The sequence below is a fragment of the Flavicella sp. IMCC45668 genome, from assembly GCF_057219105.1.
In genome coordinates this window covers 2548950-2564246 of sequence record NZ_CM170114.1, presented here as the reverse complement: position 1 = coordinate 2564246, position 15297 = coordinate 2548950, and the positions used below count along the sequence as shown (strand labels likewise).

Sequence of the window (15297 nt, the reverse complement as noted above, 5' to 3'; positions counted from 1 at the left end):
ATAAAATGGAATTAAAAGAAAAATTAGTATCCTCTTTTTTGGCTTTTGAAAACAAGGTTGAGGTAGATATAGATTCAAATGTTCATGACATTCGTTCGAAGGCATTCAGCGATTTTGAGAACAAGGGATTTCCTACAAAAAAAGATGAGGAATGGAAATACACAAGCTTAAACGCTGTGTTAAAACATGATTATAATGTGTTTCCAAAGAGTGAAGCATCTTTGGCTTATAAGGATGTGAAAAAATATTTTATCAATGAAACAGATTGTTATAATTTGGTTTTTATTGATGGGAAATTCAGTTCTTTTTTATCAAACACCACACATGATGGTTTGGATATTTGTGTAATGTCTTCTGCATTGACAAAGCCAAAATATAAAATGGTGATCGATGCTTATTTTAATAAATTGGCAGGTGAAAAGAATAGTTTATCTGATTTGAATACGGCTTTTTCTCATGAGGGTGCGTATATCAATATCCCTAAAAACAAAGTGGTTCCTAAGCCTATTCAAATTATTAACTTTTCTACCGGTACAGAGCAAGAAATTCTTATTCAACCAAGAAATTTAGTAATTGTTGGAGAGAATGCACATGTTCAAATTATTGAACGTCATCAAAGCTTGACTTCAAATACAACATTAACAAATGCTGTCACTGAGATTTTTGTGAACAAAAGAGGTATTGTTGATTTTTACAAAATGCAAAATGATCTAGAAACAGCTTCTTTAGTAGACGGTACTTATGTTTCTCAGCAAAGAGATAGTGTTGCTTCAGTGCATACTTTTTCTTTTGGGGGTAAACTTACTCGTAACAACCTAGAGTTTTATCAAAATGGTGAGCACTGTGTATCTCATATGAATGGTATTTCTATTTTGAATGGAAAACAGCATGTGGACAATCATACATTAGTAGAACACAAAGCACCAAATTGTGAATCTCACGAAATGTATAAAGGAATTTATGAAGGTAACTCTACAGGTGTCTTTAATGGTAAGGTAATCGTAGAGCAAGCGGCTCAAAAAATTAATGCTTATCAGCAAAATAACAATGTTATTGTGGGGGCAAAAGCTTCAGTGAATTCTAAACCACAATTAGAAATTTTTGCAGATGATGTAAAGTGTTCTCATGGTTGTACAATAGGACAACTTGATGAGAGTGCATTGTTTTACATGCAGCAACGCGGAATTCCTAAGAAAGAAGCAAAAGCATTGTTGATGTATGCTTTCTCTAATGACGCTTTAAAAGATGTAAAAATACCTGAATTGAAAACAAAAATCAATGCAATTATAGCTAAGAAATTAGATGTAAATATTGGTTTTGATTTGTAAGATTCTTATATAATATAAATAAAGCCGACTAATTTTAGTCGGCTTTTTTTATTCTTAAACGTGAATCTCTCCAGTCATATAGAGAGTACATTTTCCTGAAATTTTTACTCGTTTCCCCTCTAACTGACAGGTTAAGTCTCCTCCTCTTTTAGAAACTTGTTTTGCGATTAAGGTGTTTTTTCCTAGTTTCTTATTCCAGTATGGAGTTAAGGTACAATGAGCGGATCCGGTTACAGGGTCTTCATTAATGCCAGATGCTGGTGCGAAAAATCTAGATACAAAATCTACTTCGTCTCCTGGTGCCGTTACGATGACTCCTCTTGTTTTGATTTGTGAAAGAGCTGATAGTTCTGGTTGTAACGCTTCAATTTCTTTTTGTGATTCATAGAGAAGCATGTAATCGGATTTGCTTCTGTAGGTGGCTAATGGTGTCTTTCCCATTGCTTTGTTAAGACTTAGATTTGTTTCAGCTTTATTGGGTTTGTCTATCGGAAAGTCCAAAACCATATTTCCGTCCTTTTCGAGTTTTACATGTAGACTGCCGCTTCTATGAGAGTAAAATTCTATCGCGGTTGCTTCGGTGTTGAAATAGTTAAAAAGAACAAATGCTGTCGCTAAAGTTGCATGCCCGCATAAGTCTATTTCAACAGTAGGTGTAAACCATCGAATTTCATAAATATTTTGTTTTCTGACGGCAAAAGCAGTTTCAGACAAGTTGTTTTCGGCAGCAATGTCTTGCATTAAAGAGGGTTCCAGCCAACGGTCAAGGATGCATATTGCCGCAGGGTTTCCTCCAAATAGTTTTAGAGTAAAGGCGTCTACTTGGTAAAGTGTGATTTTCATAAAAGCTATTTTTTATCCAAATATAGTTTATTGGATGTTGATTTTATATGTTCACACAGTTTAATACAGCTTTGTAGTAAGTTTTGAGGAGTGTTTTTAAATGCGTCTTTAAGGTTTTCTTCTTCTTTTGAGATTGCTTCTGTGTAGTCTAATTGTAGTTTGCTTTTACTATGATTGTCTAGGTGTATAGAGCCACATAGCGCGGCTACCTTTATGTTTTGTTTTTTAGCGGACTGAATTATTCCTAAAATTGTTTTACCAGCTGAGGTTTGGTTGTCTAGTTTACCTTCTCCTGTGATGATCCAATCGGTATTTTTGATGGATTGATTAAAATGGGTTAGGCTTTTTACAAGTTCAATGCCTGGGGTGAGTTTTGCATTTAGAAAAAGACAGGCACCACCGCCAAATCCACCTGCTGAACCTGACCCAGGGATGCTTTGTAAGTTGATTGAAAATTGGTCTTGCACCAGGGTTGAAAATTGTTTCAAACCTTTGTCTAAAAGTAAAACTTGTTTCTCGTTGGCGCCTTTTTGTGGTGCATAGATATAGGCCGCTCCATTTGTTCCATGAAAAGGGTTGGTAACATCGCAGGCTGCTTCAAATTGAATGTTTTGCAGTCTTGGATCTATGTTTGAATCTTCTATATGATGAATTTCACAGAGGTTTTTGCCTGTGGGATGGAGGATTGTTTTGTTTTGCTTGTCTTTAAATCGGAAACCCAAGGCTTCGGCCATACCAATTCCAGCATCATTGGTTGCGCTTCCTCCTAAGGTGAGGATAATTTTTTTAGCCCCTTTTTCAATAGCATGTATTATGAGTTCGCCAACTCCATAGGTAGTTGCTTTGGCGCAATCTAGTTTGTGTGTTCCAAGTCTTTTAATTCCGCAGGCCTCTGCAATTTCAATAATGGCAGTTTGAGAGGTTTTGATATAAAGATAGTTGCTTTTTATAGGTTGATAGAATGCATTTTTTACGGTTGTAGAGATTCGTTGAGCCTGTAAGTTGTGTCTTAGGGCTTCAAGGGTACCATCACCTCCATCTGCCATGGGGTGTTTGATTATTTTGGCATCTGGAAAAATTCTTAAAATTCCTTTTTCAGCAATATTACAGAATTCAAAACTAGTAAGTGAACCTTTGAATTTGTCAGGAGCAATTACAAATTTCACTAGTTATTGTTTTATTGCTGCTAGAACGTCTCTTACTAAGGTATTCATAATATCATAAGAGCCTGTTCTTTTAGTGTGTGTTAATCCGGTTCTAACAATTACAAGATCACTAGACGGAATGATAAAAATCCGTTGTCCATGATATCCATCTGCATAGTACATGTCTTTTGGAGCATCTGGCATATAGCCGTCTGTATTGGTCCAAAATTGAGCACCGTATTCGTTTTTAGACTCCTTTGTAGGAAGCGCAGCATAATCGGCCCAAGATTCTTTAAAGATTTGTGTGCCATTCCAGTTTCCTTTGTGTAAGTATAATAAACCTAATTTAGCCCAATCTCTTGTAGTTGCCCAAGCGTAAGACGAACCGACATAGTTTCCTTCCATGTCAGTTTCAAAAAGCATGGAGTTCATTCCTATTTTATCAATTAGTTCTGTATATGGGAAATCAAGATACTCTTGTTGACTTTTAAATTGTGATCGCAGTACACCAGAGATAAGGTTTGTGGTTCCTGAAGAATAGTTGAAATGAGTGCCTGGTGCGTATTCAAGTTCCTTTAAGGCTTGTGTTTTTGTCATGTCCCTTTCTAAAAAGAGCATTTTTGTTACATCCGATATTTTGGTGTAATCTTCTTCCCATTCTAGTCCGCTTACCATTTTCAAAAGATGAGCGGTGGTTATATTTTTACGTTCGTCTGTTTTCCAGTTTTTAAGATTCATGAAATTAACAAGCGGTTCTTGAATATCAAAACCTTGCTTGTATTCAAGTGTTCCCATTACAGTGGCAAGTAAACTTTTGGCCATAGACCATCCTAAAAATTCGGTTTCTTTGTTAAATTGATCTGCATAACGTTCTGCAATGATTTGATCTTTGTAGAGTACTAGAACGGATCTTGTGTTTTTTAAAAATTCCTTGCTATCTTCATTAAAAGCACTGTCAATTGCGATGTTTAATTTATGATAATCTATGTTTGAGAAAACAGAGTCTAAAGGCTCTCCTGTTCCGTAAGGGTAAGGAAGTGCGCTTGTGTTCTTTGTTCTTTTCGGTTTTAGAAATTTTTGGTTGACGTCAAAATCCTTATCGATTACAACCGCTCCTTGTCCATCTCTATAGAGTGTTTTTCGGGATAAAATTCCCAGTACACTAGAGGTGGTTATTTTTGTGTCAAAGTCAACAGAAGTTTTAGCAATCTTAATAGACGGAACATTATTGTCTGAATTGTGCACATGTTCTATGTTTCTCTGCGCATGAAATACATTTGAACTCATGTTTTTAGAGGCGTAACCTGCAATTATATTTAGTTTTGGGTATTGTGTGTATATTACAATAGCCAAAATAATTACGAGTAGGATACCTACGATTTTAAAAATTTTCATAGTAAGATCTTTATGCTCTCTAATTTAGATAAATTATTTGGAATGCAGGTTCGGTTATATTCCTGTACTTCCAAAACCGCCGGTTCCTCTTTCCGTTTCGTTTAATTCCTCCACAGTTAGCCATTCTGCGCGTTCATGTTTAGCAATAACCAATTGCGCAATGCGCTCTCCATCATTAATAGTGAAATTTTCATTTGATAAGTTTACCAGAATTACACCTATCTCTCCTCTATAATCAGCATCAATGGTACCCGGGCTATTTAAAACTGTGATTCCTTTCTTAGCAGCTAATCCGCTTCTTGGTCTTACTTGGGCTTCTGTTCCGATTGGCAAGGCAATGAAAAGGCCCGTTTTAATAATGGCTCTTTCAAGAGGCTTTAGAACAATTGGTTCGTTTAGGTTTGCTTTTAAATCCATTCCAGCCGAGGCAATGGTTTCATAGTGAGGTAGGTCGTGTTTGGATTTGTTTATGATTTGAATTTCCATATGATTTAGTTGTGTTTTTTATAATTCTGAATTAAAATATACCTTGTAAAAATGCATTTGTTTTTCTTCGTCGAATCCTTTTTCAAGATATTCTTTTGAAGAGCTTGGGTTTTCGAGGTCTAATTTTATTTGTATGTGTGTATCTAGTTTGATGTCGCTTTTTATCTTTTTCTTTTGAGATTCAAATACAGAATTTGAAACTTCAAACTCATCCCAAAAGTCTATTTGTTTCTTTTCTTCAAATAATTCTTTGTATTCGATAAATGCATTTCTAATACTGTCGTTGTGTTCGAAAATTTGTTCTTCAAATTCCTTTGGACTTGCAATGTCTTTTTCTGCAAAATACCCCAGCGTGGTACTTAAAAAATCAGCTTGTTCTTGTTTTCCAAGTTTCTCTTGTACAACCGTATTTGAGAAAGATTTGCACATGTCAAGAAAGTGTTTTGTTTGTGCATTGTCATCATCGGCAAAGTCAATGCCTAAAAAATGTTGTTTCCAATAGGCAGCATCATAGTTGTTGTTGTCTATAGTTAATACTGTAAATCCGTTCTCTTTTTCTGTGTTTAAAATAAGGCAACCCTTATCTAATTTTCCCGGGTTGATTCCTTTATCGATTCCTAGAACTATTTCTTTACCTTCTTTGAAGGTTTGAAAAAAAGGTGTTCTCTTTTCAATTTTTAGAACACCAATAGCATCGACTAATTCACCTTTGATAAAAATATCAGAAAAATAAGAAACAATTAAATCTCCAGTTTTTATTTGCGGATAAGAAGATTGCTCAAAGAGATGTTTTGCTATGTGTTTACTATTGTCAATAAAGGTATTCGGATCTGAAAACGTTTCAGCACAATAAGTAAACATTTCATTCATGGAGAGGTGTGTAGCATGTTTGAAATTGAAAAACTCATTAATTCTTCCAAAAGGTTTTAGGCTCATTGAAAAGAGTAGTTTGTATAATTCTTCATCTTCTGTGTTTAAAAGATTCTCTGAGTATACATTGTCAATATCCGTGTTTTTATTCCCTATTTTATGAAGTATGGTCTGACTAATAAAAGTTTCTTCGGTTTGAATCATAAAGTTTGGTTTAAATAAAAAATGCAGTATTTCTACTGCATTTAATTTTATAATGAATTCTCTAGCAATCCTTTTACATAAGGGTTTTGTTCCTGTTCTTTTAGGGTTTGTAGTAAATTGTTGAATTGCTCTTTTAAGTTGTTATGCGATAGAAGGTATTTTACAATTTCCACTTTAATAGCTGCATTTTTCATCTTCAAGGTCTCTTCAATGAATTTTGTAAAAGCTTGATTTAATTCAGTTTTAATACCTGTTTCCAATACAAGCAAACAAGCTAAGACTTCTTTATTTGATTTTGCAGTTTCAAAAGGAGTAAGCAAAGCTTCAAAAGGAATACTGTTGCTTAATTCTTTAACAGTGGCTTTCAATTCGTTTCTTTCTTCATCACTTCTAGCCTTCAGGAATTTTCCAGCAAGCGGGCCCACTTTTTCAAATGCTTCGTTTTTAACAGGAGCATTGCTCTTTTTTTCTTGCTTAGCCCATGAGTCGGTAAGTCCAACCGTTTTATTGAAGATTAATTTTTTTTCCGTACTCTCTGTATCTGTACAGAAATAACCTTTACGTTGGAATTGGTATTTGTCTCCCGGTTTGGTGGCTTCTAAACTTGGTTCAACAAAAGCAGTTCCTATATTTAATGAGTTTGGATTTAAAAACTCTTTAAAATCTTTGTCTTTATGGCCATCAGGAGCTTCGTCAGTAAATAGTCTGTCGTATAGACGAACTTCTGCTTTTATTGCATGCGCAATCGAAACCCAGTGAAGCGTTCCTTTTACTCTTCGCTTGCTTGCTTCGGTTCCGCTTCCACTTTTGGAGTCTTCGTCATAAGTACAGTGTACTTCTGTAATATTCCCTTCAGCGTCTTTTACAACCTCATTAGCTTTAATGATATAAGTGTTTTTTAAACGTACTTCACCACCTAGCTTTAAACGAAAGAATTTTTTGTTAGCTTGTTCCCTAAAATCCTCTTTTTCAATGTAAATTTCTTTTGAGAAAGGAACTTGTCTTGATCCTGCGTTTTCGTCTTCGGGATTGTTCTCTGCTGTTACCCATTCTTCTTTGTTTTCTGGGTAATTCGTGATAACAAGTTTTAAAGGGTCAAGAACAGCCATTACTCTTGGTGCTGTTTTGTTCAAGTCGTCTTTTATACAGTACTCTAATAAGGCAACGTCTGTTACGTTATCTCTCTTAGAAATCCCTGCCGTTTCACTGAATTTTCTAATAGACTCTGGTGTGTATCCTCTTCTTCGCAAACCAGATATAGTAGGCATACGTGGGTCATCCCAGCCATTGACAACTCCTTCTTCTACAATTTGAAGAAGTTTACGTTTACTCATAACGGTATAACTTAAGTTTCTCCTTGCAAATTCACGTTGTTTAGGTCGTAGGTTTTTAGGGTCAATCACTTGATCAACATACCATTCATAAAGATCTCTATGACTTTTGAATTCTAAAGTGCAGATTGAATGAGATACTTGTTCTAGGTAGTCAGATTCACCATGAGTCCAATCGTACATAGGGTATATGCACCAATCGTTTCCTGTTCTATGGTGTTCTTTTTTAAGAATACGGTACATAATTGGATCACGCATATGCATGTTTACATGCTGCATGTCTATTTTTGCTCTTAAGATATGAGAACCTTCTTCAAATTCACCATTCTTCATTTTTAAAAACAAATCAAGATTTTCTTCTACAGATCTATCTCTATTAGGTCCGTTAACACCCGGTTCGGTGGGAGTTCCTTTTTGAGAAGCCATTTCTTCAGAAGACTGGTTGTCTACATAAGCTTTTCCTTCTTTTATAAGTTGGATAGCCCAGTCATAAAGTTGTTGAAAGTAATCAGATGAGAAAAACTCTTGATCCCATTGGAAGCCTAGCCACTTTACATCTTTACGGATGGCATCTACATATTCCTGCTCTTCTTTTGCAGGATTTGTATCGTCAAAACGCAAGTTTACAGGGGCATTGTATTTCAATCCTAATCCAAAATTTAAACATATAGATGCGGCATGACCGATATGTAAATAACCATTTGGTTCTGGTGGAAATCTGAAACGTAGCTTCTCTTGTGGTAAACCATTGTTTAAATCTTCTTCAATGATTTGCTCTAGAAAGTTCAAAGACTTTTTTTCTTCTGTCATCTTCAACAAGTTGAAATGTTAATTAAAGGCACAAATTTAAAGAAAATAGGGGGAATAGAGGAGTATTTATATGTCGAACTTTAAAAAATACTTGGACAAATATATGGAGAATTCAGATTTTTTTCGTATACTATAGAATGCGTTTTTTGATGCCTAGTACCTATTGTTTCACCTTAAATTTATGTATTATGATGGACCAAACTTTAGATTCTAGTATGTCTAATGGTGATTTAGGAAAATTAAAATCACCTACAGGATGGGGAAGACAGCATTATGCAGGAAAGAGAATTCGTAAAATAAAAAATTATCGAACAGATCTTTTTAGACCAAATGAATTAAAGCGTATGTCTTTTATTCAGCGTTTTGTTGCCCAGCATATTAGTGGATTAAAATTGCGAAAAAGAGATGGAACCCTATAGTGGTTTTGAAAATGTCGAAGTAAATAATTTACTTCGACATTTTTAGAAAATAAGACTTTCTGATTTCAATTTCTTTAGTGTGAATTGCTAAATTTGCATTCAAATTAAGATCATGGGAATTATAAAAGTTGAGAATATTCGTACCTACTCATATCATGGGTGTTTAGAGGAAGAAGCAAAAATTGGTTCTGATTACAGGGTTGATATTGAGGTGAAAGCTGATTTGAAAAAATCTAGTAAATCTGATAAATTAGGTGATACTGTTGATTATGTACATTTAAATTTAATTGTTAAGGAAGAAATGGATATTCGTTCTGAGCTGTTAGAGCATGTAGCAAAACGAATTCAAGATAGGGTATTAGATGAGATTCCAATGGTTTCAAAAGTAAAAACGGCGGTTTCTAAGATTAATCCACCTATTGGAGGTGATGTAGAGCAGGTAACAATTGTGCTTAAAAAGAAACGGAAATAAAGCCTTTGTTGTTGATTTATAATGGGTTTACTTGTCAGGGTAAGAAAAAAATAATATTTCAATAAAAAAATCTTGTGCAAATTAGAAAAATAACTAAATTTGCAGCCTTAATGGCGTTGTGGCCGAGTGGCTAGGCAGTGGTCTGCAAAACCATCTACAGCGGTTCGAATCCGCTCGACGCCTCCAGTTTAAACCATCTATCATTTCGATAGGTGGTTTTTTGTTTTCTTTAACATGGTGAGATTTATTTATTCCTCATTTTTGTAGGGTTTTTGCAAGGAAACTTCCACATTAAATTGTATTTTGGTTTTTCCTTTCTAAATAAATTTTATGAAAATTTACCCGATTGAAACTGGAAACATCAAATTAGACGGAGGAGCTATGTTTGGAGTGGTGCCTAAAAGTATTTGGCAGCGTACTAATCCAGCAGATGCAAACAACATGATTGATTTAACGATGCGTTGTTTGTTGATTGAAGATGGAAATCGATTGATGCTGGTAGATACGGGAATCGGGAATAAGCAATCAGTTACTTTTTTTGGATATTTTTATCTTTCGGGAGATTTTTCTTTGGATAGTTCATTGGCTAAATTAGGGTTTCATAGAGATCAAATAACGGATGTTTTTTTAACTCACTTGCATTTTGATCATTGTGGAGGTGCGATTGAGTGGAACAAAAATAAAACAGGGTATCAGCCTGCTTTCAAAAATGCAGTTTATTGGTCTAATGAAGCACATTGGAAATGGGCAACAGTTCCCAACCCAAGAGAAAAAGCCTCTTTTTTAAAAGAAAATATTTTACCCATCCAAGATTCTGGTCAGTTGCAGTTTGTTGATTTGAAAGGAGAAAGTTTTCAGTCAGATTCTGAATTGAATTTTGGCATATTGAGTGTTGATGGTCATACAGAGAAACAAATGATTCCTCATATTCAATATAAAGGAAAAACTCTTGTTTTTGCAGCAGATCTATTGCCAACCGTTGGGCATTTGCCGTTGCCATATGTGATGGGGTATGATACAAGACCATTACTTACAATGGATGAGAAAGCCCTTTTTTTAAATGAGGCAGCAGATAAAGAATTTATTTTGTTTTTAGAACACGATGCTCATCATGAGTTGTGTACTGTAAAACATACCGATAAAGGAGTGCGTCTCCAAAATAGTTATACTTTTAACGAAGTGTTCAGTTGATTTATTAAAATATAGAATATGAAATTATTAAAACCGCTTTATGTAACCTCATTAATTACAGCAACCCTTGTTAGTTGTAAGTCAATTCATAAAATTCCTGTTCCAGTTGCTGTGCAAAATGGGATTAATATTAGCGCCAAAAATATTGCGTTAACAGAGGATGAGAAGCAAAGATGGGGGCATGCAGATATTGCTACAGATACTATTCCAGGTATGAGTGTGTTGCAAGCATACGAGTTTTTAAAGGGGAAAGAATCTACACAGGTAATTGTGGCGGTCAATGATTCTGGGATTGATTTAGAGCATGAGGATTTAAAAGATGTATTGTGGACAAACCCTAAGGAAGTAGCTGGAAATGGAATTGATGATGATAAAAATGGATATATAGATGATGTTCATGGATGGAACTTTTTAGGAGATATTTATGATGAAAATCTTGAGATTACCAGAATCATCAAACTAAAGTCTCAGAAATTTGATGGGAAAACAGAAAGTCAAATTGAAGATAAAGACAAAGCGGAGTATGATGAATATATGGAGCTGAAAGAGATTTTTGATAAGAAATTGGGAGAAGCTGCCTCTGAAAAAGAAAAATACGCTTTCTATTTAAATATGTTTGAAACATCTCATAATGCAATGGTAGCTAATACAGGAAAAGAAGCTTATTCGCTTTCGGATGTAGAGGCTATTGTTACAGAAGATCCAATGGTGTTAAAGCAAAGAGAACTAGCGATGAATGTTTTAAAAGGAGGGACTACCATTCCGGCTGAAATGAAACAGATCAAAAGAGGTGTAGAGCATTATACATCTTCTGTGGATAGTCATTATAATCTTGACTTTAATCCAAGGAAAGATTTGTTAGGGGATGATGAAAATGATATGAGTACGAAGTATTATGGAGATGGAAACCCGAAAAATCATCAAGACGATGAAATTCACGGAACCCATGTCGCTGGAATTATTTTAGCCTCGAATGATAATGGAAAAGGTGTTGATGGAGTAGCAAAAAATGTAAAATTGATGTCGGTTCGTTGCGTTCCTAATGGTGATGAATATGATAAAGATGTTGCTTTGGCATTTAGGTATGCTGTAGATAATGGGGCTAAGGTTATCAATACAAGTTTTGGAAAAGGGTATTCTATGCATGCGGATTGGGTACACGATGCAATAAAGTATGCAGAAAAGCACGATGTTTTAATTGTAAATGCAGCCGGAAATGATGCAGATAATATTGATGAAGTTCCATCTTATCCTAATGATGCACCCGATATGAAGGAAGAAATTTCTGATAATATGATTACGATTGGTGCAATGAGTTCTAGTTATGATGAGCATATGTTGGCTACTTTTTCTAATTATGGTCAAATTAATGTAGATGTGTTTGCACCTGGTGTAGATGTGTATGCAACTGTCCCAAATAGTGAATATCAGTATTTAAGTGGTACGTCTATGGCGTCTCCTTCTACTGCTGGAGTTGCGGCAATGATTCGCTCTTACTATCCAGAATTATCGGCAAGTCAAGTCAAGCATATTTTAATGAATTCTGGTACGGTAATTAACTTTAAGGTCATCAAACCAGGAACTCAAGACGAACTGGTTGATTTATCTGATTTGTGCGTGTCTGGTAGAATTGTCAATGCATATAATGCAGTAAAAATGGCGGAAGAAATGACTGCTAAGAAAAAGAAAAAATAAATTTTTAGGTTCCTAGTCTTATGAGAATAGCTCTATCCTTGTTTAGTATTTGTTTTTCAATAGTTGCTTTTGCTCAGAATACAACCTATTGGCAGCAACATGTTTCCTATAAAATGGATATTGATATGGATGTAAAATCGTATCAATATAAAGGAAAGCAAAAGCTAACCTATAAAAATAACTCTCCTGATGTGTTAAATAAGGTGTATTACCATTTGTATTTTAATGCATTTCAGCCAGGTAGTGAGATGGATATTCGTTTGCAGAATATTCAAGACCCTGATGGGAGAATGGTTGAAAAATCAGGTACAGAAGAAAATCCTATTGTAACAAGTAGAATTTCTGTTTTAAAACCCGATGAAATAGGGTTTATTAAGGTGTTGTCATTGGTTCAAGATGACAAGAAAGTGGAGACGCATCTAGATGGAACGATATTAGAGGTAGTTTTAAATACTCCGATCCAGTCAGGAGAAACAACTGTTTTTGATATGGAATTTTTAGGTCAAGTTCCATTGCAAATTAGACGAGCAGGAAGAGATAATAAGGAAGGAGTTGCGCTTTCAATGGCGCAATGGTATCCAAAATTAGCAGAATATGATTTTGAGGGATGGCATGCGAATGCATACATAGCAAGAGAATTTCACGGAGTTTGGGGTGATTTTGATGTGACGCTACATATTGACAAAAAATATATCGTTGGAGGATCTGGATATGTTGAAAATGCAAATGAGGTAGGCTATGGTTATGAGAAGAAGGGTGTCAAAGTAAAAAAGCAGAAAGGGAAAAAATTGACATGGCATTTTATTGCTCCAAGAGTTCATGATTTTACATGGGCTGCTGATCCAAAATTTAAACATGATGTTTTGAATACTGAAAGTGGGACGGAGTTGCATTTTCTGTATAAGAAAAAAATGGATCAAGAATATTTGAAAAATTGGAGGGGCTTACAGGCTAAGACTGCTGAGTTACTTGCATACTATAATGAAAATATTGGAGCTTATCCGTATAAACAATATTCTGTTATTCAAGGAGGTGACGGAGGAATGGAGTATGCAATGTGTACTTTGGTTACCGGCGAACGATCTTTTGGGAGTTTGGTAGGTGTAGTTGCACATGAAATGGCCCATTCTTGGTTCCAATTTGTGTTGGCAACAAATGAGTCTAAACATCCTTGGATGGACGAAGGGTTTACTACATATATTTCAAGTCATGCTGAGAATATGGTTTTAAAGGAAGGAAAAACCAATCCTTTAGAAGGTTCATATAAGGGATATTATAATTTATTGAATTATAATATAGAGGAACCACTGACCACACATGCAGATGCTTATCATTATAATTTTGCTTATGGAATTGCTGCATATAGTAAAGGGTCTATTTTTCTTTCTCAATTGGAATATGTGATTGGCAAAGAAAATGTAGAGAAAACTTTAAAGAAATATTACGAAGATTTTAAATTCAAGCATCCAACACCCAATGATATAAAAAGAACGGCTGAGAAAATTTCTGGAATTCAGTTGGATTGGTATTTAAATTATTGGACTCAAACTAAACACACTATCGATTATTCTGTTTCGGTAGAAAACTCAAATAAGGTTGTTCTAAATAGAATTGGAAGAATGCCAATGCCTATCGATGTATCCGTGACCTATGATGATGGTTCGGTTGAGGATTTTTATATTCCATTAAAAATGATGAGGGGTGTAAAACCAACTTCAGCTACTAGTTTGGAAAGTTGGTCGTGGGTTGCTCCAGGTTATGAATTTGTGACTACTAAAAACATTCAGTCAGTTCAGATTGATCCTTCTGGATTGATGGCAGACACGGATCCGGAGAATAATGTTTTTCCAAGAATAAAGATTGACTAACAGCAAAATAATATACTTTTATGGTTGATTCTTTGTTGTTGTATTTTAATAAGATACTCACTTTGAATAAGGAGGAGGAACGTGCAGTGACTTCTTTGTTTAAGCTTAGAACGGTTAAACGGCGACATTTTTTGTTAGAGCAAGGACAGGTATGCAAATTCAATACGTTTGTTGTAAAAGGGTGTTTTAAAATGTATTTTGTTGATGAAAAAGGCAAGCAACATAATTTGCAGTTTGCAATTGAAAATTGGTGGATTGGTGATATAGGGAGTTTTCATAGTGAAGAGCCTAGTATGTTGTATATTGAAGCCCTAGAGGATTCTGTAGTATTAGAAATTAGTAAAAAGGGGCAGCTCAGTCTTTTTGTAGATTATCCAAAATTTAATAGGATATTTAGAGTTTTCACAGAGAATGCTTTGGTGAGTTCACAACGAAGAATTCTTCAAAATATCAGTTCCACTGCAGAGGAGCGGTATTTGGATTTTTTAAAGCGATATCCTTATTTTTTTGAACGTATTTCTAACGTTCAAATTGCTTCTTATTTAGGAGTGACTCCAGAGTTTTTAAGTACTATTCGAAAAAAAATTGCAACAATTTAGTTATTTCAAATGTTTTCTTAAGATACCTTATAGGTAGCGAAGTTTTCTTTTCAGGAAATTTGTATCAGCAAAAAAAGATACAATATGAAGAAAAGAATAATCATTGTGGCTTCAGCAATTTTGTTGGTAGCCTTTGGTAAGAATTCAATTCCTGAAAAAGAAAACATTAACACTAAAAAAACAGAAATTATGAAAAGTGAAAACAGAAAACAAATAGAGACTTTGTTGGCAGAATATCAAAAAGCATTGGTGAATTCAGATGCAAAGTTGGCGCAATCTCTTTATACTAAAGATGGAATATTTATGCCAACAGAAGCACCTAGTGGAATTGGTGAAGAACAGATTTTAAAATCGTATCAATTTGTGTTTTCTCAAATACAATTGGATATTGTTTTTGATATCAAAGAAATAGAAATTGAAGGGGATATGGCATTTGCTGTTACTAGTTCGGAAGGAACGGTTCATATTCTGGCTAATGGAGTAAAAGCACCCGAGTCGAATAGAGAGTTGTTTGTGTTTAAAAAAGTTTTAGGACAGTGGAAGATAGCAAGATATATGTTTAATAAGACAAGCGCGAAATAATTGTGCTTGCAGTTATTTATATAAAAAAAAGCCGACTAAATATTTAGTCGGCTTTTTTT

The 15297-nt window shown here is 34.8% G+C and carries 14 protein-coding genes and 1 tRNA gene; 9 read left to right on the top strand and 6 right to left on the bottom strand.

The window, feature by feature from the left end; all coding sequences use genetic code 11:
* Positions 1-5 precede the first annotated feature (5 nt).
* The gene (gene sufD / locus AC2DZ0_RS10530) at positions 6-1328 is read left to right on the top strand and encodes a Fe-S cluster assembly protein SufD (protein WP_484641702.1); all 1323 of its coding nucleotides are present in this window, start codon (positions 6-8) and stop codon (positions 1326-1328) included.
* A gap of 54 nt (positions 1329-1382) precedes the next feature.
* Here sufD and AC2DZ0_RS10525 read toward each other — a convergent pair whose 3' ends face one another.
* From AC2DZ0_RS10525 to AC2DZ0_RS10500, 6 genes are read right to left on the bottom strand one after another with little or no spacing between them, the layout of a single operon-like run.
* Positions 1383-2171, bottom strand: coding sequence for a PhzF family phenazine biosynthesis protein (locus AC2DZ0_RS10525; RefSeq protein ID WP_484641700.1), 789 nt, complete (start codon positions 2169-2171; stop codon positions 1383-1385).
* Between the two features lie 5 nt (positions 2172-2176).
* Complete coding sequence (locus AC2DZ0_RS10520) at positions 2177-3337, bottom strand: glycerate kinase (protein ID WP_484641699.1); 1161 nt, start codon at positions 3335-3337, stop codon at positions 2177-2179.
* Between the two features lie 3 nt (positions 3338-3340).
* On the bottom strand, positions 3341-4711 hold the full coding sequence (locus AC2DZ0_RS10515; RefSeq protein WP_484641698.1) for a serine hydrolase domain-containing protein: 1371 nt from the start codon (positions 4709-4711) through the stop codon (positions 3341-3343).
* 54 nt (positions 4712-4765) lie between these two features.
* A complete protein-coding gene (gene dut, locus AC2DZ0_RS10510; RefSeq protein ID WP_484490012.1) occupies positions 4766-5197 on the bottom strand; it encodes a dUTP diphosphatase in 432 nt (143 codons plus the stop codon).
* Between the two features lie 18 nt (positions 5198-5215).
* Complete coding sequence (locus AC2DZ0_RS10505; protein ID WP_484490011.1) at positions 5216-6271, bottom strand: nucleoid-associated protein; 1056 nt, start codon at positions 6269-6271, stop codon at positions 5216-5218.
* Between the two features lie 47 nt (positions 6272-6318).
* Positions 6319-8412 carry a glutamine--tRNA ligase/YqeY domain fusion protein gene (locus AC2DZ0_RS10500; RefSeq protein ID WP_484641695.1) on the bottom strand — a complete coding sequence of 698 codons (2094 nt, stop codon included), beginning with the start codon at positions 8410-8412 and terminating at the stop codon, positions 6319-6321.
* A gap of 188 nt (positions 8413-8600) precedes the next feature.
* Here AC2DZ0_RS10500 and AC2DZ0_RS10495 point away from each other — a divergent pair, with 188 nt between their 5' ends.
* From AC2DZ0_RS10495 to AC2DZ0_RS10460, 8 genes are all read left to right on the top strand, one after another.
* Positions 8601-8831, top strand: a complete 231-nt coding sequence (locus AC2DZ0_RS10495) for a hypothetical protein (protein WP_484490008.1) — start codon at positions 8601-8603, stop codon at positions 8829-8831.
* A 112-nt stretch (positions 8832-8943) separates the two neighbouring features.
* Positions 8944-9303: a dihydroneopterin aldolase gene (gene folB, locus AC2DZ0_RS10490; RefSeq protein ID WP_484490007.1), complete on the top strand. Its 360-nt coding sequence runs from the start codon at positions 8944-8946 to the stop codon at positions 9301-9303.
* A gap of 112 nt (positions 9304-9415) precedes the next feature.
* Positions 9416-9489: transfer RNA gene (locus tag AC2DZ0_RS10485), tRNA-Cys, on the top strand.
* 144 nt (positions 9490-9633) lie between these two features.
* Entirely contained in the window at positions 9634-10494 is an 861-nt protein-coding gene (locus tag AC2DZ0_RS10480; protein WP_484641694.1) for an MBL fold metallo-hydrolase, read from the top strand.
* 18 nt (positions 10495-10512) lie between these two features.
* Positions 10513-12189 (top strand): S8 family peptidase, encoded by a 1677-nt coding sequence (locus tag AC2DZ0_RS10475; RefSeq protein ID WP_484641692.1) that lies wholly within the window; start codon positions 10513-10515, stop codon positions 12187-12189.
* A gap of 20 nt (positions 12190-12209) precedes the next feature.
* Positions 12210-14057 carry a M1 family metallopeptidase gene (locus AC2DZ0_RS10470; protein ID WP_484641691.1) on the top strand — a complete coding sequence of 616 codons (1848 nt, stop codon included), beginning with the start codon at positions 12210-12212 and terminating at the stop codon, positions 14055-14057.
* 20 nt (positions 14058-14077) lie between these two features.
* On the top strand, positions 14078-14656 hold the full coding sequence (locus AC2DZ0_RS10465) for a Crp/Fnr family transcriptional regulator (protein WP_484490003.1): 579 nt from the start codon (positions 14078-14080) through the stop codon (positions 14654-14656).
* 84 nt (positions 14657-14740) lie between these two features.
* Entirely contained in the window at positions 14741-15238 is a 498-nt protein-coding gene (locus AC2DZ0_RS10460; protein WP_484641690.1) for a YybH family protein, read from the top strand.
* Positions 15239-15297 lie beyond the last annotated feature (59 nt).

Excerpts from the sequence above, each read along its gene's own strand:
- sufD (WP_484641702.1), top strand. The coding sequence starts at position 6 with ATGGAATTAAAAGAAAAATTAGTATCCTCTTTTTTGGCTTTTGAAAAC.
- AC2DZ0_RS10525 (WP_484641700.1), bottom strand. The coding sequence starts at position 2,171 with ATGAAAATCACACTTTACCAAGTAGACGCCTTTACTCTAAAACTATTT.
- AC2DZ0_RS10515 (WP_484641698.1), bottom strand. The coding sequence starts at position 4,711 with ATGAAAATTTTTAAAATCGTAGGTATCCTACTCGTAATTATTTTGGCT.
- dut (WP_484490012.1), bottom strand. The coding sequence starts at position 5,197 with ATGGAAATTCAAATCATAAACAAATCCAAACACGACCTACCTCACTAT.
- AC2DZ0_RS10505 (WP_484490011.1), bottom strand. The coding sequence starts at position 6,271 with ATGATTCAAACCGAAGAAACTTTTATTAGTCAGACCATACTTCATAAA.
- AC2DZ0_RS10500 (WP_484641695.1), bottom strand. The coding sequence starts at position 8,412 with ATGACAGAAGAAAAAAAGTCTTTGAACTTTCTAGAGCAAATCATTGAA.
- AC2DZ0_RS10495 (WP_484490008.1), top strand. The coding sequence starts at position 8,601 with ATGATGGACCAAACTTTAGATTCTAGTATGTCTAATGGTGATTTAGGA.
- folB (WP_484490007.1), top strand. The coding sequence starts at position 8,944 with ATGGGAATTATAAAAGTTGAGAATATTCGTACCTACTCATATCATGGG.
- AC2DZ0_RS10480 (WP_484641694.1), top strand. The coding sequence starts at position 9,634 with ATGAAAATTTACCCGATTGAAACTGGAAACATCAAATTAGACGGAGGA.
- AC2DZ0_RS10475 (WP_484641692.1), top strand. The coding sequence starts at position 10,513 with ATGAAATTATTAAAACCGCTTTATGTAACCTCATTAATTACAGCAACC.
- AC2DZ0_RS10470 (WP_484641691.1), top strand. The coding sequence starts at position 12,210 with ATGAGAATAGCTCTATCCTTGTTTAGTATTTGTTTTTCAATAGTTGCT.
- AC2DZ0_RS10465 (WP_484490003.1), top strand. The coding sequence starts at position 14,078 with ATGGTTGATTCTTTGTTGTTGTATTTTAATAAGATACTCACTTTGAAT.
- AC2DZ0_RS10460 (WP_484641690.1), top strand. The coding sequence starts at position 14,741 with ATGAAGAAAAGAATAATCATTGTGGCTTCAGCAATTTTGTTGGTAGCC.